Source organism: Microbulbifer aggregans, assembly GCF_001750105.1.
GTDB classification, from domain to species: Bacteria; Pseudomonadota; Gammaproteobacteria; order Pseudomonadales; family Cellvibrionaceae; genus Microbulbifer; species Microbulbifer aggregans.
The window spans coordinates 2,453,075-2,475,863 of the sequence record NZ_CP014143.1 but is presented as its reverse complement, the minus strand read 5'-3'; the positions used below and the strand labels follow the sequence as shown (position 1 = coordinate 2,475,863).

Annotated in this window: 17 protein-coding genes; 7 read left to right on the top strand and 10 right to left on the bottom strand. The window is 57.4% G+C overall.

Annotation, left to right across the window (positions count from 1 at the left end):
* Positions 1 to 32: 32 nt before the first annotated feature.
* A complete protein-coding gene (locus AUP74_RS10730; RefSeq protein WP_069947565.1) occupies positions 33 to 284 on the bottom strand; it encodes a hypothetical protein in 252 nt (83 codons plus the stop codon).
* A 145-nt stretch (positions 285 to 429) separates the two neighbouring features.
* Between AUP74_RS10730 and AUP74_RS10725 the strand changes: the two genes are divergently transcribed.
* Together AUP74_RS10725 and AUP74_RS10720 are read left to right on the top strand one after the other, a co-directional pair.
* Entirely contained in the window at positions 430 to 1,524 is a 1,095-nt protein-coding gene (locus AUP74_RS10725; RefSeq protein ID WP_083260929.1) for a CobW family GTP-binding protein, read from the top strand.
* Positions 1,525 to 1,611: 87 nt separating this feature from the next.
* Positions 1,612 to 1,911 carry an antibiotic biosynthesis monooxygenase family protein gene (locus AUP74_RS10720; protein WP_158514564.1) on the top strand — a complete coding sequence of 100 codons (300 nt, stop codon included), beginning with the start codon at positions 1,612 to 1,614 and terminating at the stop codon, positions 1,909 to 1,911.
* Between the two features lie 238 nt (positions 1,912 to 2,149).
* On the opposite strand, the gene AUP74_RS10715 is transcribed toward AUP74_RS10720, so the two are convergent.
* The 5 genes from AUP74_RS10715 to katG all read right to left on the bottom strand — a co-directional run bounded on the left by AUP74_RS10715 (position 2,150) and on the right by katG (position 8,044).
* Complete coding sequence (locus AUP74_RS10715; protein ID WP_083260928.1) at positions 2,150 to 3,430, bottom strand: Y-family DNA polymerase; 1,281 nt, start codon at positions 3,428 to 3,430, stop codon at positions 2,150 to 2,152.
* Position 3,431: 1 nt separating this feature from the next.
* A complete protein-coding gene (locus AUP74_RS10710; protein WP_069947563.1) occupies positions 3,432 to 4,085 on the bottom strand; it encodes a LexA family protein in 654 nt (217 codons plus the stop codon).
* A gap of 170 nt (positions 4,086 to 4,255) precedes the next feature.
* Positions 4,256 to 4,438 carry a hypothetical protein gene (locus AUP74_RS10705; protein ID WP_069947562.1) on the bottom strand — a complete coding sequence of 61 codons (183 nt, stop codon included), beginning with the start codon at positions 4,436 to 4,438 and terminating at the stop codon, positions 4,256 to 4,258.
* A 10-nt stretch (positions 4,439 to 4,448) separates the two neighbouring features.
* Positions 4,449 to 5,660 carry a cation:proton antiporter gene (locus tag AUP74_RS10700; RefSeq protein ID WP_069947561.1) on the bottom strand — a complete coding sequence of 404 codons (1,212 nt, stop codon included), beginning with the start codon at positions 5,658 to 5,660 and terminating at the stop codon, positions 4,449 to 4,451.
* 161 nt (positions 5,661 to 5,821) lie between these two features.
* Positions 5,822 to 8,044 carry a catalase/peroxidase HPI gene (katG, locus tag AUP74_RS10695; protein WP_069947560.1) on the bottom strand — a complete coding sequence of 741 codons (2,223 nt, stop codon included), beginning with the start codon at positions 8,042 to 8,044 and terminating at the stop codon, positions 5,822 to 5,824.
* A gap of 480 nt (positions 8,045 to 8,524) precedes the next feature.
* Here katG and AUP74_RS10690 point away from each other — a divergent pair, with 480 nt between their 5' ends.
* Together AUP74_RS10690 and AUP74_RS10685 are read left to right on the top strand one after the other, a co-directional pair.
* On the top strand, positions 8,525 to 9,700 hold the full coding sequence (locus AUP74_RS10690) for an efflux RND transporter periplasmic adaptor subunit (RefSeq protein WP_069947559.1): 1,176 nt from the start codon (positions 8,525 to 8,527) through the stop codon (positions 9,698 to 9,700).
* Positions 9,701 to 9,712: 12 nt separating this feature from the next.
* Positions 9,713 to 12,850 carry an efflux RND transporter permease subunit gene (locus AUP74_RS10685; RefSeq protein ID WP_069947558.1) on the top strand — a complete coding sequence of 1,046 codons (3,138 nt, stop codon included), beginning with the start codon at positions 9,713 to 9,715 and terminating at the stop codon, positions 12,848 to 12,850.
* A 90-nt stretch (positions 12,851 to 12,940) separates the two neighbouring features.
* Here the strand turns inward: AUP74_RS10685 and AUP74_RS10680 are convergent, their stop codons facing one another.
* Both AUP74_RS10680 and AUP74_RS10675 read right to left on the bottom strand, forming a co-directional pair.
* Positions 12,941 to 13,954, bottom strand: coding sequence for a M14 family metallopeptidase (locus AUP74_RS10680; protein ID WP_069947557.1), 1,014 nt, complete (start codon positions 13,952 to 13,954; stop codon positions 12,941 to 12,943).
* Positions 13,932 to 15,377, bottom strand: coding sequence for a glutamate-cysteine ligase family protein (locus AUP74_RS10675; protein WP_069947556.1), 1,446 nt, complete (start codon positions 15,375 to 15,377; stop codon positions 13,932 to 13,934). Before AUP74_RS10675 ends, AUP74_RS10680 begins: the two co-directional genes overlap by 23 nt.
* Before the next feature lie 351 nt (positions 15,378 to 15,728).
* Between AUP74_RS10675 and AUP74_RS10670 the strand changes: the two genes are divergently transcribed.
* Positions 15,729 to 18,311, top strand: a complete 2,583-nt coding sequence (locus AUP74_RS10670; protein ID WP_069947555.1) for an arylsulfatase — start codon at positions 15,729 to 15,731, stop codon at positions 18,309 to 18,311.
* Between the two features lie 201 nt (positions 18,312 to 18,512).
* Here AUP74_RS10670 and sugE read toward each other — a convergent pair whose 3' ends face one another.
* On the bottom strand, positions 18,513 to 18,833 hold the full coding sequence (gene sugE / locus AUP74_RS10665; RefSeq protein ID WP_069947554.1) for a quaternary ammonium compound efflux SMR transporter SugE: 321 nt from the start codon (positions 18,831 to 18,833) through the stop codon (positions 18,513 to 18,515).
* Between the two features lie 1,694 nt (positions 18,834 to 20,527).
* On the opposite strand from sugE, the gene AUP74_RS17225 reads away from it, so the two are divergent.
* Both AUP74_RS17225 and AUP74_RS10660 read left to right on the top strand, forming a co-directional pair.
* Positions 20,528 to 20,803, top strand: coding sequence for a hypothetical protein (locus AUP74_RS17225; protein ID WP_145924378.1), 276 nt, complete (start codon positions 20,528 to 20,530; stop codon positions 20,801 to 20,803).
* A gap of 133 nt (positions 20,804 to 20,936) precedes the next feature.
* Positions 20,937 to 21,320 carry a hypothetical protein gene (locus tag AUP74_RS10660; RefSeq protein WP_069947553.1) on the top strand — a complete coding sequence of 128 codons (384 nt, stop codon included), beginning with the start codon at positions 20,937 to 20,939 and terminating at the stop codon, positions 21,318 to 21,320.
* Between the two features lie 38 nt (positions 21,321 to 21,358).
* On the opposite strand, the gene AUP74_RS17220 is transcribed toward AUP74_RS10660, so the two are convergent.
* Positions 21,359 to 22,132: a hypothetical protein gene (locus AUP74_RS17220; protein WP_145924377.1), complete on the bottom strand. Its 774-nt coding sequence runs from the start codon at positions 22,130 to 22,132 to the stop codon at positions 21,359 to 21,361.
* Positions 22,133 to 22,789 lie beyond the last annotated feature (657 nt).

Genomic DNA, 22,789 nt, shown 5'->3' with positions numbered 1-22,789 from the left:
ACATTGCTTCCTATATTGGGTAGCCATTCTGTTTACGGATCCATTTCATGGCCCGGCCCAGACTTAATCTCTTCCGCCATTGCCGGCTTAACGAAGTCTTCTTCCCGGTCGAGAGTCACTCCGAGCTTTCTCATCTTGTGGCAGGGCCCAACTTTCGTCACAACCGCTATAAATCGTCTTACATCTTGCAGGCAGGCGGCATCGGGAACAGCCGCTACAAAGATATAGAGTAGGTTGTTCATGATCGCTGAAGGCACATCGCCGAGTGTTTGGGCGACAGACATGACTCTGCCTGCCTGCGCTCACTGTCTGAGGCCGGAAACTAGGCTTTGATGTTCTGCGAAATTCACTCCAGCCGGACGATGCAAGCTCTTGCCGCGAGGTCTGGGGTACGTAGCGTGGCGATAATATTGGCACAACACGGGCATCATGATGACGAACAAGACACAGCAGGATGAGCAATCCGAAAAGTCTGTATCTGAAGATGACAGAGACGTCGAGGACCGGTTTAATGAGGCGCACCGGGGCATCATGGGTCTGCTTTTCGCGGCGTACCAACTGCGTGGGCGCAAGCTTCGCGCCGCTGAAGGTTCACTGCCATTAACCATCATCGGTGGCTTCCTGGGCTCGGGCAAGACCACCCTGTTGAACCACTTACTGAGGTCGCCGCACGGCCGCAGACTGGCAGTACTGGTCAACGACTTCGGTCGTATCAATATCGATGCCGCGCTGGTGGCGTCACAAACGGCGGACATGATCCAACTGACCAACGGTTGCGCCTGCTGCGCGGTGTCCGCGGACCTGACCAATAGTCTGATCGAAATCGCAGAGCGCGACGATCCACCGGATGCCATTGTGCTCGAAGCCAGTGGTATCGCAGATCCCAACGGGATTGTACAAGTCGCCCTTTCCAATCCTGCCATTCGACTGGATGGCAGCCTCGTGGTTGTGGATGCGGAGACACTGCAGGACCTCGCCGCGAGTCCGCTGACAGGCAGGCTGTTCCGCAATCAGATCTCCGCAGCCGACCTCATCGTGCTCAGCAAGGTCGATCTGGCGGATGATTTACAGCGAAGCTCTGCGCATCACTGGCTCACCGCCCACTACCCGGGCAAGCGCGTGATCGAAGCCGTGAGGGGCGATGTGCAGACCAATATCGTGCTTGGCATTGAGACAACGCGTGATCCCAAGGCCGCAACCACTCAATCTACCGATCATGTCCACGATTTCGAAAGCCTGAGCTTCACGATCAATGCCCCACTCAACAGAGAAAGACTACAGGCGTTTTTCGACGCGCTGCCCACGTCAGTGCTGCGTGCCAAGGGTGTACTGAACCTGACGGAAGCGCCCTCGCACCGGACGATCTACCAGCGGGTTGGTCAGCGCTGGAGCTATACCGAGGCAGAACCATGGAATGATGAACGCCCCCACTCCAGCCTGGTTCTTATCGGGCCTGCCGGTGCTCTTGATCAGGCCACGCTGGAAGAAAAGCTCGACGCGTGCTGTGCCGACAACAATACCTAGGTCTCCCGCCGACTAGGCTGTTATCACGAAAATCAGTCCGGACCGAGTTGAAAGAGGCAAGGCGAAATGAGTTTTTGGACAATGTTGATGATTAAACCCCAGGACGGTAACGGCGAAGCCGCGGCGCAGGCTCATATCAAGCGCCGTTGCGTTGAGGAAGCGGCAGAGACGATACCGGGATTCCTGCATGGCGAAACAATGCTGTCGGCAGAAGACCCCGATCTCTTCTGCGTCATGTGTACCTGGGTGGATGAAGCCGCTTATAAGGAATGGCAAAACAGTCCGGTGCGCGCCAAACAGAGCGAGGACCTCGCGGATGTCATTACGGGAGAAATAAAGACGTTAAGCTTTAACAGCATCCACACCGTCGCACCGACAAGAGACTAGCATCTGCCAGCCTTGATGGGATCGTCTGTGCTTGAATGCATGGATGATCCCTACCGGAACCATCGTCATCGCACGACAGAGAAAAGCACACCATCACCCCAGGAATACACCTGGATTGCGACTTTTCCCCTGCTCGCGGATTCAAACCTGAACCCGGTCTTTGCCGGGGTGGAATTCACCTGCTAGCGCCTGTCAAAGCCCGCATCGGCGCCCTGAGCGCACCTGCTAGCACAGCCCGTTATTCGGTCCGCGCCACTGGCAGCTGCCGAAAGTCAGTAGTATAAGCCGGTGACAGATGTTCCCGTTTCATTTGCCACTCGTCCGACAGCCTGGCACTGGCCAGCACCGCCCCACCCCGCCCGAAACGCCGATTGATATCCGCCAGGCAATCCGTCAGGCGATCTTTGCCATCGTTGGTAATTCCAAACAGATCGTCCTGTTGCTCCTGCGCCCGCTCCAGGGCCGAGAAACAGACAGAGGCGCGCCTGTATTCCCGCCCCGCCACAAAGACTTCATTGAGAGCGCGCCGTGCCGCAGCGGTCAGCGCTTGTGTGTCTTTCGTGGCTGGCCGGAACTCCGCATGGGCGGATAGATGACGCCAACCTCCACCGGACTCCCTGGCCTGCACGGTGGTGGTGAGACGGCCGGTGACGCCGTCTTGTGCGGCAAGCTTCTCAGCAGCCAATTGTACGTGGTTGGCCACCGCCGCCATTACATCCTCAAACTGTGTGAGCAGCCGGCCAAACATACGGCCCGAGACGATTTCATGCTTGGCCTGATCCAGCGGCGCAAGTTCAATGCAGGAAACGCCCTGTAGTTCCCGCACGGTACGCTCCAGGGTCACACCAAAGGCCTTGCGAATAGTCGGCACGTGCGCCGTCGCCAGGTCCCAGGCGGTGTGGATATCGAGCATGGCCAACCGCTTGGCCAGTCGGCGGCCGACGCCCCAGACTTCACCGGCCGGCATCTGCTGGAGCAACTGCTGGCGATGGTATTCACTACCGATCTGCAACACGCCGCCGGGCACTCCCAGCGTCTTGGCGAAATGATTGGCGGCCTTGGCCAGCGTGCGCGTGGGTGCAATGCCGGCACAGCACGGCATCGAGGTCCACTGGCGCACCGCGGCAATCAGGCGCTGGCAATGCTCCGACAGCTGTTCACCGAACCCGTGAAAGTGCAGGAAGCTCTCGTCGATACTGTACTGCTCCACCTCCGGGCAGAACTGTTCCAGTGACGCCGTAAAGCGTGTCGACATATCGTGGTACAGCTCGTAGTTACTGCTGCGGGTCACTACCCCTCGCGCTTTGAATAACTGACGCACCTCGAACACCGGCACGCCCATCTTCACGCCCATGGCTTTGACTTCCGCGCAACGCGCAATCACACAGCCATCATTGTTGGAGTACACCGCCACGGGCTTGCGCCGAATCGCGGGGTCAAAGGCCCGCTCGGAAGACACATAGAAATTGTTCACATCCACCAGGGCAATCTGGGTGGGCTGAAGGTCCCAACGCTTCACGCTACCCTCGATACCTGGTCAGGCTGGCAATCACAACCCCATCGAGATCGTATTGGGGCGCACGCTCGAGCACGATATCCGGGTACGCCGCGTTCCCTGCCACCAGTCGTGGCGGCCTGGTCCGGTACTGCTTGACCAGGAAGCCGTCGGTGCAGCCAGCAATGACGATATCGCCATCGTGTAGCTCGCTGCTGCGATCCACCACCAGCAGGCTGCCGTGCTCTATTCCATGGTCAATCATCGAACGACCGTCAGCCCTCACTAAATAAGTGGCATGGGGACGACGCACCAACCAGTCATGGATTGAGGGCGGCTGATGACCGGGATCCGGGCGCCGTCGGAACAGCTGGATGGAAGCGGCAACAACGATGGCTTCCGCACTGTCTGCTATGCGGCTGTCCGGTACCCCGGGCCATTGCAACAGGGGCTGCCCATCCCCACCCCAGAGCCAGTCGCCCGCTACCGGCCGCAATGACTGGTCCAGCACCAGGTAACAGCGGCTCCCGTCCTCCCCACAGACCAGCTGACAACTGGCGCGACCGGGCCAGAGCCAGTCATCCAATACCAGCGGTTTGGCCGCATACGCCGCCGCCGGCGACGGAAATCCGGCCGAGACGGTAACGGGTAACAGGGGGACGGGTACTACTGTATACATGACCAGTATTTTGCATCCGCGCTCACACACTGGTCAAGACAGACCGACACGTCAGCAGCATTACCCGGAAGCGCAATAAATGAGCAGCGATAACTGCCTTTGATGAGCGGGAAAATGCCGAGCAGGAAGGATTACTGCACGCTCGATGTGGACGGTCTCAACCTGTTGCGCTATTGCTCTCCAGAGCCGCTCCAGACGTAACCACCCTGCCCCACTGTCATAACCACTGCCGTGGTGCAGCCGAACATGATGACGGCGCTGACGGCTTGAAAGGAAGCCAGCAGTTGCCTGTTCTCCTCCTGCACCACACTGCCGTCGCGGAGCGTGGTGAACGTCACTGCGGAGACACGCATGCAGTACAGTCTAACCACCAGGGTCAAGGTGCTCCCTGCTCCCCAAACGACTCGCCAGAGGGTTGGCCGTCAGGCCGTGCGCGATCACGCTGAGCAGTATTGTGATGCCAACCGTCAGTGAAATTGTGTCACCGCCCGGCAGTTTCTCTCCCAGAACGATCACACCAAATACAATACTCGCCAGACCACGCGGGCCGAACCAGCCCATAAACAGCTTTTCCGGTTTGCTGGCAATGGTCCCATGCAGGCACAGGAAAACCGGCAGCATACGCACAACGGTCAGGCTCAACACGGCATACAGCACGACCTGCCAGCTGATCGCATTGAGATAAGGGCCAATCACAGCAGCACCGAATACAACCCAGGTGATCAACGCCAGCACATCGCCAGCACTTTCCGCCTCAGCCAGCAACCGCTGCTTGCCTGTGGGAATAAGCCAACCAAACAGGAGTCCCCCACTGAACGCAGCGATAAAACCACTACCGCCGAGCCACTGAGCCGCGCCAAAACAACCGAGCGCCATCGCAACCACCGGAATCTGGCGCCAGTCTTTAAGAATCCAGCCGAGATGCATGGCGGCCCGCAGCAGGTACGTCAGGATTACAGTCAGCCCCAAGCCGACGACCAAACCAATACCCAATTCTTCCAGTACCAACTTTAGAGCCAGACCGCCGGACTCCTGCGCGGAGGCCTCGCCAGTCGCCAGCGCGAGAAAAACAAACAGGATTGGCACACAAATTCCGTCATTAAGGCCACTTTCAGCGTTCAGCCCCTGGCGGATATAGGCGGGTACGGCCGAATTGGAGACGACAGCTTTTCCGAGTGCGGCATCGGTCGGCGCCAGCATTGTCGCCAGCACCGCCACCTCGAAAAAAGAAAGTGAAGGAAACAGTATTACCCCGACGAGCACTCCCAGAACAATGGTCATGGGTAACCCGATCAATAGCAGACGACGGGGTACAGCGATGGTCTGCTTTAAAACACTCAGATCAGCCTTGGCCGCATCGGAAAACAATACGAGGGCCAGAGTCAGCTCCGCGATCGTACGCAGTCCACCAGAGTCGACCTCAGCGCTGAATAATCCCAGCCCATAAGACCCCACGGCCAGGCCAAACAGGGTATAGACCAGCGCACCATTGATCGGTGTACGATCCGCTCGCCCACTGATCGCACAGTAGACGAATACAAAAAGCGCCAGAATGGTGAGATCCGCGTAATTCATTGTGGCTTTATCTGAGTACAGGACATGAGGGCAAGGATTTGCGCAATAATTCTAGACGTAGCGCTAAGCCTCATTGTGCCGGGGAACGAAAAAGGGGCGACCTACAGGCCGCCCCTTTCATGCCGACTGCATCAGAAATGCAGCGTAGCTATTTCACTGCATCAGGATTGCTTCAGGTCAAACCGATCCAGGGTCATGACCTTGCTCCAGGCCTCGACGAAGTCCTCGACAAACTTCTTCTCATTGCCATTCAGGGCATAGACCTCGGCCACGGCACGCAGCTCGGAGTTGGAACCGAAGATCAGGTCCACCGGGGTGGCGGTCCACTTCTCCTTGCCCGTCTCACGATCAACGCCAATGTAGAGACCATTTTCCTCCGGAGACTTGCTCCACTTGGTGGACATATCCAGCAGGTTCACGAAGAAGTCATTGCTCAGGGTGCCCGGGCGATCGGTAAACACACCGTGTTTTGCGTCATCGTGGTTGGCACCCAGGGCGCGCATACCACCGACCAGCACCGTCATTTCCGGCACGCTGAGCGTCAGCAGGTTGGCGCGGTCAACCAGCATGTCTACCGGTGTGTAGTGCGCCTCACTGCTGTAGTAGTTGCGGAAACCGTCAGCCTTGCGCTCCATAAAGCTGAAAGACTGGACATCGGTCTGCGCCTGAGTGGCATCATTCCGGCCCGGCTTGAACGGTACCTGGACATCGTGACCGGCCTCTTTGGCTGCCTGCTCGATTGCGGCCGCACCACCGAGGACGATCAGGTCGGCCAGGGATACCTGCTTGCCACCGCGCGCCTTGCGGTTGAAGTCCTTCTGAATGCCTTCCAGGCGATCCAGGACCTTGTCCAGCTCCTGCGGATCATTCACTGCCCACTCGTTCTGCGGTGCCAGGCGAATGCGGGCACCATTGGCACCACCACGCATATCGGTACCGCGGTAGGATGAGGCAGAAGCCCAGGCTGTACGCACCAGCTCCGGAATGGTCAGGCCGCTGTCGAGCACCTGCGCCTTGAGCGCCTTGATGTCGCGATCATTGATCAGCTTGTAATCCACCGCAGGGATCGGGTCCTGCCACACCAGCACCTCTTCCGGCACCTCGTCACCCAGGTAGCGGGCACGCGGGCCCAGGTCGCGGTGAGTCAGCTTGAACCAGGCTTTGGCGAAGGCCTGCTGGAACTCTTCCGGATTCTTCTGGAAGCGCTCGGAGATCTTGCGGTATTCCGGGTCGAAGCGCAGCGACAGGTCGGTGGTGAACATCATCGGCGCGTGGCGCTTGTTCTTCACGTGTGCGTCCGGCACAAACTTCACCTGCGCGGCGTTCTCCGGCTCCCACTGGGTAGCGCCGGCCGGGCTCTTGGTCTTCACCCACTCGAAGCCGAACAGGTTGTCCAGGAACTGGGTACTCCAGGCAATCGGGTTGGCGGACCAGGCGCCTTCCAGGCCACTGGTCACGGTGTCTTCCGCATTGCCCTTGCCACACTTGTTCTTCCAGCCAAAGCCCTGCTCTTCCATGCCCGCACCGCCGGGGGCCTCTTCCAGGCAGTCGCCTTTGTGTGCACCGTGGGCCTTACCGAAGGTGTGACCACCGGCAATCAGCGCAACGGTCTCTTCATCATTCATGGCCATGCGGCCGAAGGTCTCACGGATACGGACGGCAGCCGCTTTCGGATCCGGGTTGCCATTGGGGCCTTCCGGGTTGACGTAGATCAGGCCCATGCGATCGGCCGCCAGCGGCTTCTCCAGCTTGTCGCCCTTGAAGCGCTTGTCGTTGCCCAGCCATTCGCGCTCTGAACCCCAGTAGACAACGTCGGCTTCCCAGTCGTCCTCACGACCACCGGCAAAACCGAAAGTCTCGAAGCCCATGGACTCGAGGGAAACATTACCGGCCAGTACCATCAGGTCGGCCCAGGAAATGCTGTTGCCGTACTTCTGCTTCACCGGCCACAGCAGGCGCCGTGCCTTGTCCAGGTTGACGTTGTCCGGCCAGCTGTTCAGCGGCTCGAAACGCTGCTGGCCGCCACCGGCGCCGCCGCGACCGTCATAGACACGGTAGGTACCGGCGCTGTGCCACGCCATACGAATAAAGAAGGGGCCGTAGTGACCGTAGTCTGCGGGCCACCAGTCCTGGGAAGTGGTCAGCACCGTCTCGATGTCTTTCTTGACCACATCGAGGTCCAGCTTGCTGAAGGCTTCCGCATAGTCGAAATCCTCATCCATCGGATTGGATTTCTCTGCGTGCAGACGGAGTGGTGCGAGGTCGAGCTTGTTTGGCCACCAGTCCTGGTTGGACATGGCCACACCGGACTGGGACTCAGCATTGACGTTGACCGAGATGGCCGTCGCCAGAGCCACAGCCAGAGGGAGGGCTTTCTTAAACATGGAGTGCGTTCCTTATAGTGTTGATCTCATCAATCGGACGACTAGATCCTATAGGGTCACGCAATGAGGTTTAAATTAGACGTAATTATCGGCTTGATAGCGGAGAGCAATCCTTTGTACTGACGTATCAACTATACGCCCCTACCTGGAGCTACAAGCCACCGTCAAAGCGCTGGGGGAGAAACCGGGAATCTTCGCAATTTAATGCTTCACTGAGCCCTTTCAAGACGCTGCTTCTGTGGCGCGGAATCCCCTCCCGATGGGAGTTCGGGAAGGTCATTCAACAAAATTTCAGCCAGCCGCATCCAAACCCCTCCCCCGTCTCGTCAATAGAGCGAACGGCAAAAAAGGCATCCATCGCCGATCCTGCTCACTCCGGCGTCGGACGATAGCCAACCTTGAGCACAACGTGATCTTATCGATCCAACCTCGCGCCAATAGGACATTGGTGAACTTCTCAACTCAGGCAAGATGAGAGCAATGAAGAACAAATACTTGAAAGCTGCAGCACCCGTCATGGTGCTGGCGCTGGGCTTCGCGACTGTACAATTCATGAGCGCTGCCAAGCCCGCTCCCGAGAAAAAAGAAGAAGAACAGCGCCGGGTTTCGCTGCTTTACGCCGAAGCCCGCGAGGACTCAGTGCATCTTGCCGTGACCACCCAGGGGGAGGTTCGCCCGCACACTGAGATCGACCTTACTCCGCAGGTCGCCGGCCGTATCGTCTCGATCTCCGAAAGCTTTGCCGAGGGTGCCGGGTTCGAGGCAGGCGAGACACTGATCCAGCTGGACGACGCCGACTATCGCCTGGCCCTGGCCCAGGCTGAAGCCGGTGTGGCCCAGGCCGAAGTTCTGCTGCTGCAGGCGAAAGCCGCCGCCGACGTAAAGCGCAAGCAGTGGCTGTCCATCAATCCCAACAAACAACCCACCCCCTTACAGGTCAACCAGCCTCAGGTGGATGAGGCTGAAGCCCGCCTGCGCTCCGCCAGAGCCGAGCTCGCCGATGCCAAACTCGACCTGGCCCGAACCCAGATCAAGCTGCCCTTCCGCGGACGTGTTATCGGACGCGATGTGGGTGTGGGTCAGTATGTCACCGCCAATACCCCTCTGGGTCGCGTGTTCGCCACCGACCGGGTGGAAGTACGCCTGCCGCTCACCGACTCCCAGTTGCAGGAACTGGATCTGCCCATGGGGTTTGTTTCCACAGCTGAAAACCCCGGTCCCACCGTCACTCTGTCAGCCCAGGTTGGTCGCGAGCTGCGCGATTGGCAGGGGCGCATCGTGCGCACCCAGGCGGCGGTGGACCAGCAGACCCGCCTGATTTACGCGGTAGCCGAAGTGCAGGATCCCTATGGCAAAGGCGCCAGCGACGGCGTTCCCCTGGCGGTAGGACTCTTCGTCACCGCCCAGGCAGAGGGTGTGCAGGAACACCGTGCGCTGGTACTGCCCCGCAACGCGCTGCGTAACGCGGACAAGGTGTACGTGATCAATGAGGAAGATCGCCTGGATATTCGTACCGTCGAGGTGTTGTCCACCTCCGAGCACCGGGTGGTAGTCGCCTCCGGTGTCAGCGATGGCGAGCGCGTGGTGACCTCCACCATCGCCAATCCTGTCGATGGAATGGAAGTGCAGCCCATCACCCAGCTGGCCCAGAAGTAAGGGAGTCCCCATATGAATAAATTGATTGAATGGTGGGCACGCAATAGCGTCGCCGCCAATCTGGCCATGGTGGGAATTTTCGTTGCCGGTATTCTCGGCTTCGGCATGATGGAACGGGAAATGGATCCGCAGGTCCGCTTCCCCGGCCTGGAAATCCGCGTCTCATGGCCAGGTGCCGCACCGCAGGAAGTGGAAGAACAGATCGTCGCCCGCATCGAAGAAGCCGTCAGCGACCTGGACAATATCGAGTGGGTGCGCTCAACGTCTTCCGAGGGATTCGGTGAGGTCTACATCCTCGCGGAATCCAATGTGGATTTCGCCCGCTTCATGAACGACATCAAGATCCGTGTAGACGGCATCTCCTCGTTCCCCCGCGACATCGAGCCACCGCAGGTACAGCAGTGGGTGAACCGCCAGGAATTTATCCGCGTGGCGGTGCACGGCGACCTGAGCGAGCGCGAACTGAAACGACTGGCGGAACAACTGCGGCGTGAGGCCGCTACCCTGCCGGCTGTTTCAGTGGTCAATCTGTTCGGCACTCGCATGGAAGAAGTTTCCATCGAGATCAGCGAGCAGGCCCTGCGCCGCTATGGCATTACCTTCCAGGAAGTGGCCGATGCCATTCGCGCCAGCTCCCTCAACCAGTCCGCCGGCACCGTACGCACTGAGGTTGGTACTTACCAGCTGAAGGTTCGCAACCAGGCGGACAGCGAGCAGGAGTTCGCCAATATCATCGTGCGCCAGACGGCAGACGGTGGCACCATCCGCGTCGGCGATGTGGCCACCGTGGTGGACGGCTTCGAGGACAACGAAATCCTCGCCACCCTGAATGGCGAACCGGCGGTACTGCTGCAGGTGATGAGCACCGAAACCATGGACATCCTCACCGCCTCCCAGTCCATTCGCAAATGGATCGGTGAGCGCGAGGAGACACTCCCTACCGGTGCCAAGCTCACCCTCTGGACCGATAACGCCGAGGACTTCAAAGGCCGCCTGGATACCATCGGTAGCTCCGCCTTCCAGGGTCTGCTGCTGGTGCTGCTGGTACTGGTATTCAGCCTGCGTCCGATCGTCGCCTTCTGGGTAGCGATCGGTATCGCGACCGCCTATGCCGGCGCCTTTGTGTTGCTGCCGAGTGTCGGTGTATCCCTGAATATGCTGTCCACCTTCGCCTTCCTGCTGGTACTGGGGATCGTGGTGGACGATGCCATTGTCGTGGGCGAGAGTATCCATACCCAGTCCCACAATCCGGAATTCCAGCATGAGGGCGGCGGTCTGAAGGCTGCGGTACTGGGCACGCAGCTGGTGGCCAAGCCGGTGATCTTTGCGGTCATCACCACCATCCTCGCGTTCCTGCCGTGGATCTTTATCAGCGGCTCCACCAGCGAGTTCACCCGCCACATTACCTGGGTGGTGATCCTGGCACTGGTGTTCTCCCTGATTGAATCCCTGTTCATCCTGCCGGCTCACCTGCGCAAGCTGAAGCCGCGCACCAACCTGGGCCGCTTCGGACGCATCCAGAAAGGCATCGCCGACCGCATCGTGCATTTTGCACAAACCCATTACCGCGGCATCGGCCAGTGGGCGGTCAATCGCCGCTATCTGACACTGAGCATTTTTCTCGCGGCACTGATGATCGGCTTTGGCATGTTCGGCAGTGGCTGGGTGAAAAAAAGCTTTATGCCCGATATCGAATCCGATGAGGTGATCGTCAATGTCGTCATGCCGGAGGGTGCGCCCTACAGCCGCGCCCTGGAAGTGCTGGCACAGTTGCAGGCTGCGGAAAAGCGCCTCGAGCATGAGGTCAACGAGCGCACCGGCGGTGAAGGCGTACTGATCGAGAACTGGTACACCCGCTCACGACGCGACAGCGTACTGGCCATCGTCAAGCTGGCCCCGCCGGAAGTGCGCGACATGTCCGCCAAAGACGCGGCCCTGCGCCTGCGGGAACTGCTGGGCGATATTCCGGATGCGAAAGAAGTCTCGGTACAGTATTCGATGGGTAATAACGGACCCGGTTTCGAGCTGTCCATTCGCCACCCGGATCTCGATGTTCTGCGTGCTGCGACCGCCGACCTGGAAACCCAGCTGCGTACCTACGAGAGCCTATACGACGTACGCAACAACCTGGAAGGCGCTTCGGAGGAAATCCGCATCGACCTCAAGCCCGGTGCGGCAAAACTGGGCCTGACTCTGGCAGACGTGAATCGCCAGGTGCGCCAGGCGTACTTCGGTGAAGAGGTCCAGCGCCTGCCCCGCGCCGGCCAGGACGTGAAGGTAATGGTGCGCTACCCGCTGGAATCCCGCCGCTCCATCGAGAGCCTGAAGGATTTCCGCGTGCGCACTGCGGACGGCCGTGAAGTGCCCCTGCTGGCAGTCGCAGATCTGGAGTACGCACCGGGCATCAAGCGTATCCAGCGCTGGAACGGCAACCGTGCTGCGCGGGTGATGGCGGACCTGAAGGATGATGTCCGCGGCGAGATCATGAAGGACCTGAACGAGAACTTCTTCCCCGAGTGGGAGAAACGCTACCCCGGTATCATCCGCGGCGCCGTGGGTCAGGCCGAGGGCGAGAAGCGCTTCATTCAGGAAGTTCTCGGACTGTACATCATGGCCTTCTTCGCCATGTACAGCCTGTTGGCGGTGGCTTTCCGCAGTTACTTCCAGCCGATCCTGATCCTGATTGCCATTCCCTTTGCCTTCGTCGGCGCCATCTTCGGCCACGCCGTCACCGGCATGACCATGGCCATCTTCAGTTACTTCGGTATCGCCGCGGCAGCCGGGGTGGTGGTCAACGACAACCTGGTGTTGATGGACCACAGCAACCGTCTGCGGGACCAGGGCATGGCCCCGATGAAAGCGATCGTAGAAGCCGGTGTGGCGCGCTTCCGCCCCATCCTGCTGACTACCGTCACCACCATCGTTGGTCTGATGCCGATGATGATGGAGCGCAGTATTCAGGCCGCTTTCCTGCAGCCCATCGTCGTGGCACTGGCATTCGGGGTATTCGTGGCCTTCTTTGTCACGCTGCTGCTGGTGCCGGCGCTATACGGAATCGGCCTGGACATGAGTGCGGGCGCGGCACGGATCAAAGGGTTCCTGAAGCGAGATGAGGTACCCGCAACCGGCCAGGCCTCTGCCAATACCTGACAGCTGAGAGGTGGCCGGAGCCCGACACAGGGTTCCGGCCGCTGAGAGAGCAGCGCGTATTAACGCGCAGTGCAGCAACAAAACTCCTACCTATTCGCCGACATAGGGCTCCATCAGATAACCGAGGGAATCCTCCCGGGCCACATCTTTCACCGTGGTGAACATGGACGGAATCAGATCCTGCAGGGCAATCACCCTGCCGTCCTGGAAGCCAAAATACTGCTCGGTTACCAGCCTGTCACAGTTGTCCAATACCGCTAGGTGAGGTCCATTGGCCCGCCTGTGTGCAATAACGGTGCCCTTGGCGATGCGCTGAAAATTGAAGTGATCAAACGAGCGCATAAACGAGAAGTCCTTGTCGGTGTTCTCGTCAAACTCAAAATCGAATTCGCAATAGTAGGGTACCTTCAGGCGCGCCACAGTGTGATAAATACGGCAGTCATCCGCTGCCCTGCCCTCGCTGCCGACACTGACCAGCAGTTTGTCCAGATACTGGTAAAGATGCGCAATCCCTTCCGCCTCCCCGGGCAACCCGCATTCCAGAGTGACGGAGGGGCAAATCTTCGCGAAGGCATTCGAGTTCACCTCGTGCGGCTCGGTGAAGTAGATCACGATATCGGTAAAGCCGGAGGACAGGCGCAGGAAATCCTCTGAGGTCCGGTTCACGCAGGCGTAATACGGATTTCTGCCTGTGGTGTTGTGGATATCGACATTGGCGATCACCCGTTTGCGGCGCGCATAACCGAGCACTTCTCTCGCCATCCGCGCCTCCGGGCTTTCTCCCCCACCCCAGATCCGATTGAAATCCGGCTGTCCTGGCAGGTGCCTGACACCCTGCGCCGCTGCTTCCAGATTGCCAAAGAAAATCAGTAAGGAACGGGGCAGCCTCGCCCGATAGTTTTTCAGCAACCGCTGCAGGGCGAAGAATCCGGTGGTCTCATTGCCATGCAACAGTGTGCTGATCATCAGCGGTTCCGGGGCATCCCCCTCCAGAGAGATCAGGGTGGGCCCATCGAAAACTTCGTGCAGCCTGCTGGGATGTTCGATATCGAAAAAAGAATCAGGTAGAACCTCGAGGAAATTAAGCTTCACTTTTCCACTCATGCACCGGAATATCCTGTTTCTGGTACTGGTAATACTCTTCCAGCAAGCGCTGGAAGTTGGCGCCATGGGTATTGATATAGGCACGCTGCCAGTTGGAACCGTTCTGCCCGGTCAGCACCCGTGGGCGGATGATCCTGGTGAGGTACTTGTAGATATCGTCCCGGTCGACGCCCAGGGACTCCAGCGCCTCTTCTGCCGGGCCAACCAATTCATCCAGCACCAAACGCTGTAGATTCCAGAGCTTGCCATCGATCCATTCAATCTCGGCATTCAGACCGTACTTGCAAGCCTGAAAGAAGTTCCTTTTAACCGCAGCAAATGACAGCCGGTCTTCCGGAGGCTCCGGCATGCGCGCAAGGTGGGTGGCCAGCCCGAGGAAAAACGCCGTATTGGCAATCACATCGGGCATGGAAGGCCCGGACGAAGGTACGCGGTGCTCGATGCGCAGATGCGGCGTGCCGTCACTGCCAATGCCAATCAGCGGCCGGTTCCAGCGCCAGATAGTGCCATTGTGCAGACGCAGGTGGCTGAGTTCCTCCGGCGTGCGGTTGTAGTTGTCTGGTAGCAGTACCGGATAGCCATCCAGGTTTTCCAGAAACAGCTCCAATAGCGATTCCCGCACATAGCCATTGCCGAGGGAAACCCGCTTCGCCACGGAGCCATCCAGGTTGCGGAAACTGCCAAGATTGACCGCCTGCTCGAAGATCGGAATACGGGTCTCGCTCCAGAGTGCCTTGCCATAAAGGAAAGGAGAATTGGCCGCAACTGCCGCCATGAACGGCGAGGCAATGGTGGACGCATTGAAGAAACGCTTGCCCTCGGCAAGTGCCACCTGCAGGTGCACCTGCACCGAAGTCGCCGCCGCCTCGAGCATGATGTCCGGGTGGGATACCCGCAATACCTCCTTGCCTTCCAGAGACAGCACGGTCGGCTGATTGCGGCGCAGCTTCATCACCCGGTCGTTCAGAGCGAAGTAGCGTTTACTCGGATAGATATGTTCCAGTGTGAGCATATTGGCGCGGATAGTAGGCAAAGATCCGATCGCAATGGCGCGCAATCCCATGGACTCGGCCTGCCTGGTGCAGGTCTTCCAGAGCGTGGACAAGCTCCGGTTCAGGTCACTGAACACCGTTTTCTGGATCGGCATGGGAACACTGTTAAGCTCGAAATTGAAGCGTGAGATCTCCGGCACGACCAGCTCATTGTTGACCTCTGCCAGAAAGATCTCGCTCTCCGGCGCTGGCACAAAATCGCTGTCGGTGAGCCAGCCCTCGAGCTCGAGCCCACACATGGGGCTCTCCGGAACCTCAAACCGCTCCTGCTGGAACCAGCGGTTGAGAATATTGGTCTCCTCCCGGAGCCTTCGCCGAAATTCCTTTTCATCCGCGTCGCTGAATTCTGTACTGGCTATTTCCTGTCCCATAGGAAGCTCCCGGCAGCGCCTGATCTCGCTTCAATATCCGATACAGCCAGCATACTGCAAACGAGCCGGTGGTTAAGTTCATCACGGTATTCACTGTCGTATAAATGGCTTTTTACTGACCTAGATCAAGCCGGGAGCTTTCATCCGCAATGGTGAGATGGCGCATGAATGCCGCTGGTTGAATTTCGACACAACGCCTGCGATTAAACGCAGGCGAAAGCGGTCATCCCACTGACAAGATCCAAGCGTCGTCACCGAATACCTCCAGTGACTATAGCGGCGGAGATGTCAGTCACCAATACTGAAGAAATTCCCGGAATTCTCGGAATTCCCGTTAGTCAGGTGACAGGCATGTTTCGTCGAGTTTTACGCAGAAAAAGCGCAGCACTGCTCAGCGCTTTTCTCCTCGTTTTCACCTCTGCAGTGGTTGCGGAAGAGACCACGGGCAAACCCGGTTCTCCCGGCGCCACGACCACCATCAGTGGCAAACAACTCCCCCCGCCGCCACCGAAGTTCGGCGGCGTGATCAAGGAAGGTGCACTGCAGTCCACCCCCTGGTGGCCGTCCCGGGTGGTACCGCCAAAAGGCGCGCCCAATATCCTGCTAATCATGACCGACGATGCCGGCTTCGGCGTCCCCAGCACCTTTGGTGGTGTCATCCCGACACCGACCATGGACCAGATCGCCGAGAACGGGCTGCGCTATAACCGGATCATGTCCACCGCCCTCTGCTCGCCGACCCGCGCCGCACTGATCACCGGCCGCAACCACCACTCGGTCGGCTTCGGAGTAATCGCCGAGCAGGCCACCGGCTTCCCCGGCTACGACAGCATCATCGGCGCGGACAACGCGACCATCGGTCGCATCCTGCGCGACAACGGCTACGCAACCAGCTGGTTCGGCAAGAATCACAACACACCGACCTATCAGGCCAGCCAGGTCGGGCCCTTCAACCAATGGCCCACCGGCCTGGGGTTTGACTATTTCTACGGCTTTGTCGGCGGCGATGCCAACCAGTGGGGGCCGAACCTGTTCCGTAACACGACACAGATTTACCCCTGGAAGGGACACGAAGGTTCCCTCAAGCTGGACCGCTCGAATCCAAATGCAGAAATCTGGCCGGTCACCGGCAAAGAACCCACCTGGAACCTGATTACGGCAATGGCGGACGATGCCATCGACTGGGTTTCCCGGATCCACCAGACCGACCCGGACCAGCCGATCTTCGTGCATTACGTACCCGGTGCGTCGCACGCACCCCACCACCCGAAAAAGGAGTGGGTGGAGAAAATTCAGGCGATGCACCTGTTCGACGATGGCTATGAAAAGCTGCGTGAGCGCATCTTCGAAAACCAGAAGAAGCTCGGTGTCATTCCCAAAGACCTGAAGCTAACTCCATGGCCTAAGGAAGTACTCAAACCCTGGGATGAGCTCTCGGACAAAGAGAAGAAGCTGTTCATCCGTCAGGTCGAGGTGTTCGCTGCTTACGTGGCCTACAACGACCACGAGATCGGCCGGGTGATCCAGGCCTTTGAGGACCTCGGCAAGCTCGATAATACGCTGATCATCTATATCAACGGCGACAACGGTACCAGTGCCGAAGGTGGACCGGATGGCACCTTCAACGAAGTCGCGTTCTTTAACAGTGTCCTGCCACCGGTCGATGTGCAGATGAAATACTACGAGGCCTGGGGCACCGAGTTTGCCTACAACCATATGTCTGCGGGCTGGTCCTGGGCTTTCGACACCCCGTTTGACTGGTTCAAGCAAAACGCCTCTCGGCTCGGGGGCGTCAACCAGAACATGGTTGTCTCGTGGCCGAAAGGGATTAAAGCCAAAGGTGGCCTGCGCGAACAGTTTATGCACGTCATTGATGTCACCCCGACGCTGCTCGAAGTCACCGGCATCCCGGCGCCCGAGTATGTTGACGGCATCAAGCAGAAACCCATCGAGGGCACCAGCTTCGCCTATACCTTCGACGCGAAGAACGCCAAGGCCCCGTCACGGCACAAGACCCAGTACTTCGAAATGATGGGCCAGTGGGCGCTCTATCATGACGGATGGCTGCTGAGCACCAAGGTCAATCGCGCACCCTGGCAAGCGTTCGAGGCCGCAAACGCGGACCCATTGAACAATCAGGTGTTCCAGCTCTACGACCTGAGCAAAAGCTGGAACCAGTCTGAAGACATCGCCGCGCAGCATCCGGACAAGGTCAAGGAAATGCGCAAGATGTTTGTCGACGAGGCCAAGAAATATCAGGTCTTCCCACTCAACGCGTCAGTGGCAGCGAGGGTCGCCGCCGCGCGTCCAAGCCTGACTGCAGGCCGTACCGAGCTGGTGTATACAAGACCGATGACCGGTGTTCCCCAGGGTGATGCGCCCTTCCTGCTCAACACTTCCTACACACTGACAGCGGAGATCACTGTGCCAAAGGGAGGCGCCGAGGGCATGATTGCCACCTCCGGTGGCCGTTTTGCGGGCTGGGGCTTCTATCTGCTGGACGGCAAGCCGGTATTCAACTGGAACCTGTTGAACCTCGAATGGGTGAAATGGGAGGCCCCGCAGGCACTGACACCCGGCAAGCACACCATCGAGTTCGACTTCAAATACGACGGCCTCGGTCTGGGTACCATCAAGTTCAACAGCTTCGCCGGTGTCGGCAAGGGCGGTACCGGCACGCTAAAAGTGGACGGCAAAGTGGTGGCCCAGAAACGGATGGAGAAAACCATCCCGATCATCCTGCAGTGGGACGAGAGCTTCGACATCGGCTCCGACACGATCACCGGCATCGATGATTCCGACTATCTGCCACCCTTCCCGCTGACGGCGGAGTTCAACAAACTGACGATCAAGATCGATCGCCCGCAATTGTCGCCGGAGGATATCAAGAAGCTGGAGGAGGGAATGAAGAAGGCCGCCCTTGGGGTTCAATAAGGGCGTCTTGCTGTTGAAGTTCTGGTGGAATGTCCTGGCGCGGAGATACCTAGCTAGCCTCTGCGCCGGACCGGCTTAACCCCAAGTAGAGGATATGCGCAGTCCCTATGACAGCCAGGATATGAAACCGCATCTTTTTTGGCGCAGAAGCCCAGGGCAATAGTTTGACCTGTACCTCTGCGCCTTACCAACCTTGACTCACTATGCGCCGCTTGAAAATTTTAGGCCCATGATACCGATGACGAGAAAAAGCAGGCTGACCACCCTGATCACTGATAACGACTCGTGAAACATCACAACGCCAACGACAACCGCACCCACCATGCCTATGCCAACCCAAATTGCATAGGCGGTCCCCAGGGGTAACGAGCGCATCGCGATACTGAGAAGGTACAAGCTAGCAGCCATAGCGGCCACAGTTACAAGAGAGGGGATTGGCCTGGTAAAGCCCTCGGTGAACTTGAGCCCTACTGCCCAGACCACTTCCAGCAAACCAGCGAAGATAAGAATTAACCAGTTCATAACGGCTCCACTTAAGGTGAGGGGCCGTCCCCGCTGATTAATCATCGCCCCAGGGTCGTCCCTGAGACTGAGATCGAAAAATACACAACAAAGTCAGCTTGGGCAAGTGATCAACTGTCAGATCTGACGGAACCGCGCTCTCCCGCTACCACAAGCTACGGCATGACCAGTAGTCGTCTTGTGTCTCTGCTGCGCTAGCAACGATTTAAGTCCGAGTGAGAATACGGGAGGGATGGATTAGCTTCGCTGCGCTCGCTGGTCTCCGGCAGCGTTGCTGCCTCCGGCTCGAACGGGGCTCTCGTTTTTGACAACACACAAAGAGATTTAAAATCAATCGGTTATGAGTCTTCTTGATTGCGGAAACTTGCTTGCGTGAAGCAGTATATGTCTAGAATGTGAAGCAATAACGTAGGGAGTGTGGCTTGAATCAGCGGGAAACTGATGTCTGAGAAGAAGCTGGACGATCAAGCACGTATTTTTTACAACTGCCTAACGGGAGGGCTGCTGAGATGACATGGCCCTTGGGGCTGAGGGTAAATTCAACTTCACAATCGTATGAATAAAAAGTAGTACCAGCAGCACCGGCAGGGGCAGACACACCTCGCGAGTGTCTGTAAGTGAAGATATAGCTACCATCCGGAAGCGCCCTCGCCATGTGCGGAGGACCATAAGATGAGACTAGGGTAGTGACATGAGCCCCCTTCCATTTATCGACCGCGCCCTGTTGGTCTTCTATGCCAATCGCGGCACAGGCGCTGAGGAGAGCTAAACAGCATGCTGGGATGGCCTTGTGCATAGGTAGAGACTCCTTGTTGTCCTTACATACAGCACTGACTACCTCTAGCAGGTCTTATATTCTGTAGCCGAGAGGTTAGGAGGCCAAAACCCCCTTGGTCAATAAATTGCGACATAAGCCCGTTGCCATCTTGGCTATGGAGTCGCCCTGCAGCGGGTGCCCCTTCTTTGGGTTACGCACATGGCGGATACCCCATGACTTATTAACCTCCATGACAGCGCTACGGGTGGCTCTCAGCAGGTGAAGCAATAAAGTAACGGAGAAGGCACGAATCAGCGGGCAGCTGATGTATCTGCTGACACTGCTGGGCGCTCAATTACGTACTTTTTGCAACTGCCAAACGGTAGGGCCGCTGACACGACATGGCCCTCTGAGTTGAGGGTAAATCTAACTTCGCATTTATATGAATAAAAATAACCGAACTCTTGGGCAGTGAGGGGGGTCTTACCGGGATAGTTGTAACTGTAAGTGTAAATACAGCTGCCGTCCCGAAGTGTCCTGCGCTTATGCGGTGGACCGTAAGAGGAGGTTAGTTCGTTAACGTGAGCCCCCTTCCATTGATTGAGCTTGCTTTGTTGCTCTTCCGGAAGCATGGATGCGCAAGCGCTGAGTAGCATTGTGGTAACAACGAGTTTGGTCTTGTGCATTGAGCGTGATTCCATTCTTGTTCTTAGATGTACCTCCGAATACATCTGAAAGGTCTTATCTCTCTGTATCCGACAGGTTAGGAGGCCGGAACTGCCGGGTCAACTGGTGGTACGATAAGCTAGTTGCCATCCTGTCTATGCGCGCGTCCTCCAGCATGTCTGAGCACTTGCGCAAAAACTATGCCGGGTATGCCCCTTCCCGGGGGCAGCCCCGTCCTTAATGACGGGCACCCCATGACCTAGTAACTACCATGACACCGCTACCGGTGGCTCCCAGTAGCTACTGGGACTTGTCTGTGCATGGAGAATCATCAATCTGTGAACACGAAGCAACACAACCCGGAGACCAACTTGAGGCTGCTTCTGCCCTGTCAGGCACCCATGCCTGGTATGCGACGAGAGACCACAAGCCAGACACTTCCGAGAGTTCTGCCGTGGCTGTGGCGGTCTGGGGCCGACTGGGCTACCCGACCAAGCGCTATGGCGGCTGTGAACGCTGGAAGTCCCCCAGCGCGGCCATCGACTAGCTCCCTTCTGTATCGACTTTGAGCAGCGTCCTGCTGCCCATTAACACCTCCAAGACTTAAACACCAAGACACCACAGGTCGTCGCTTCACTGCGCGGGATTGCCTGTGGCTGTCTCTCAGGAGATATGAATCAATGAATACCTACCTTACCTACCAAAAGGCATCCCTCATCGCGATCACTGTTGTCTACGGTGACCCAGCAGCGATGGAGAATGACACGACCAAGCTCACACAGCTCCGTGGTCAGTCTGTCATCGATGCAACACACCAGCTCATCCGTGAGCCAGAAAGGCACTGTGAGCTAATGGCTCTTGCCCTGCAGCAGGAGCAGGAAGCCAAGCGCCGTCTTGCTGCCAACCAGAAGCGAGGCAACCGGACAGACCCGGAGAGCCGTGAGCGTGTCGTGGCATACATGAAGCTAGACGGAAGCTCCGCGAGTAGGTCTGCTGCCCTCTTCGAGGTCTCCAAAATTGCGGCCATGAGACTACACCAAGGGCTGTCCCACTCTGCCATCTAAGGCCTACCTACTTGGGGGTGGCACTCACTAACGTAACTTCAGTGACAGCTGTAGTAGTATGATGCGTAGAGTTTTTTTCTAAAGACATCTGCAGTTATGGAGTCGACATACTTACCCTGGTGCAGAGCAGGTATATATCTTTGAAATTTGGCCCACTTGGTGATGCCATCAAGACAAGGGGTGCTTAATCCTTCAGTGAGAATGTCCACTCCTGTCACTTGGCCAAGAGAATTTACTCTAGAGAGGGCCAAAATAGGGATGTCACTTGGGCAAGTCCTGCATGACCCGCGCTCTCTCTCAAATCCTTTTCGAGGTGGGGCTATTCTTTGGGGGCCTAAATATTCTGTTGCTGGCAGCGAGTCGATTGCATAATTCTGAACAATGGATATATGTTTTTTCCCGTTAGATTTTTCAAATGTGACAGTAAATTTGAGTAAAACGCGAATTTTCTCCCCGTTGAGATATGCGGGAGATATAGAGAGCTTGGACTTGATGTGTTTTAAAACAGTTTCCTCAATGTTCGGAACTGTTTTATTTCCACTAGTACACTGCATTGGGCTCAGCCGTACTGGGGTGAGCCTATCGCTGCTTGTTAGCACTGAGCACCTGACCGCCGCAATGAAATCTTCTGGATGATCAGGAAAGGGGAGGTTTTTTAAAGTGGTAACCTCATCTTGAATCACAGCGGGAACAAAATCTGGCTGAGAGATTGAAAAGTGGCTAAATAGAGCAAAGCCGATGCTGAGCAGCCATTTAACCAAAGATTCTGTTCCTCTGAGATTCACCGATACCGGGTCGATAACATATCTCACGATAAGCTACCTTGGGCCTATATTTGAGGGGGAGGCATATGGTACAGGGTCTCACCATGAACCGGGGGGAGAAGCTTGAAGGAACCTGCGTGGCAAAACCCGTTGGTAGTCTACCCCAAGTTTCTCTCCTTGCTAGCCATATTCAGTTTCCTTGCGTAGATTCACGTGCCAGATATTAAGGTTCGCATACGGGGAGGCTGGCGCGATTACCCATTCGGGCTTTACCTTCGGAGGGGATAGCTCTGTCTCGACGCAGTTGCGCTATACGGTTCGCAATTGACCAAAATAAGGGCTTAACTGCAGAGCACTCAATTATCTCTAAAGCGAAACAATTGAGCGTGCTTGGTAGTCTTGGCAAGGGTGCACCGCATGGCCCAGGCCGCTGCCAGTGAGATCAATGAAGTGATGGAGCGCAGCGGTGATCTTGATGTCGATATCAATGAGGTGATCTCTTGAGCGCATCGCCTTGAGCCGGGACAGTAGGCCTACCACCTGGATCGTACAGCTAGGCATCGACTCTGTTCGATAACTTCCAGCACACCCCTAAGGTTGTCCAAGCGTATAGGCTGGCGATGAATGCCTCTCTATAACGTTATCCAGCTTGCAACTATTTTTCCCCGGAAAGCCGGCTCACTTGTATTCAAACCGTAGTCTACT

What these genes read in the sequence shown, in the direction of transcription:
- AUP74_RS10660 (WP_069947553.1), top strand. Translation starts at nt 20,937, where the DNA reads ATGAATACCTACCTTACCTACCAAAAGGCATCCCTCATCGCGATCACT.
- AUP74_RS10720 (WP_158514564.1), top strand. Translation starts at nt 1,612, where the DNA reads ATGATTAAACCCCAGGACGGTAACGGCGAAGCCGCGGCGCAGGCTCAT.
- AUP74_RS10685 (WP_069947558.1), top strand. Translation starts at nt 9,713, where the DNA reads ATGAATAAATTGATTGAATGGTGGGCACGCAATAGCGTCGCCGCCAAT.
- AUP74_RS10705 (WP_069947562.1), bottom strand. Translation starts at nt 4,438, where the DNA reads ATGCGTGTCTCCGCAGTGACGTTCACCACGCTCCGCGACGGCAGTGTG.
- AUP74_RS10730 (WP_069947565.1), bottom strand. Translation starts at nt 284, where the DNA reads ATGTCTGTCGCCCAAACACTCGGCGATGTGCCTTCAGCGATCATGAAC.
- AUP74_RS10725 (WP_083260929.1), top strand. Translation starts at nt 430, where the DNA reads ATGATGACGAACAAGACACAGCAGGATGAGCAATCCGAAAAGTCTGTA.
- AUP74_RS10700 (WP_069947561.1), bottom strand. Translation starts at nt 5,660, where the DNA reads ATGAATTACGCGGATCTCACCATTCTGGCGCTTTTTGTATTCGTCTAC.
- AUP74_RS10680 (WP_069947557.1), bottom strand. Translation starts at nt 13,954, where the DNA reads ATGAGTGGAAAAGTGAAGCTTAATTTCCTCGAGGTTCTACCTGATTCT.
- AUP74_RS10675 (WP_069947556.1), bottom strand. Translation starts at nt 15,377, where the DNA reads ATGGGACAGGAAATAGCCAGTACAGAATTCAGCGACGCGGATGAAAAG.
- AUP74_RS10710 (WP_069947563.1), bottom strand. Translation starts at nt 4,085, where the DNA reads ATGTATACAGTAGTACCCGTCCCCCTGTTACCCGTTACCGTCTCGGCC.
- AUP74_RS10670 (WP_069947555.1), top strand. Translation starts at nt 15,729, where the DNA reads ATGTTTCGTCGAGTTTTACGCAGAAAAAGCGCAGCACTGCTCAGCGCT.
- katG (WP_069947560.1), bottom strand. Translation starts at nt 8,044, where the DNA reads ATGTTTAAGAAAGCCCTCCCTCTGGCTGTGGCTCTGGCGACGGCCATC.
- sugE (WP_069947554.1), bottom strand. Translation starts at nt 18,833, where the DNA reads ATGAACTGGTTAATTCTTATCTTCGCTGGTTTGCTGGAAGTGGTCTGG.
- AUP74_RS10690 (WP_069947559.1), top strand. Translation starts at nt 8,525, where the DNA reads ATGAAGAACAAATACTTGAAAGCTGCAGCACCCGTCATGGTGCTGGCG.
- AUP74_RS17225 (WP_145924378.1), top strand. Translation starts at nt 20,528, where the DNA reads ATGACACCGCTACCGGTGGCTCCCAGTAGCTACTGGGACTTGTCTGTG.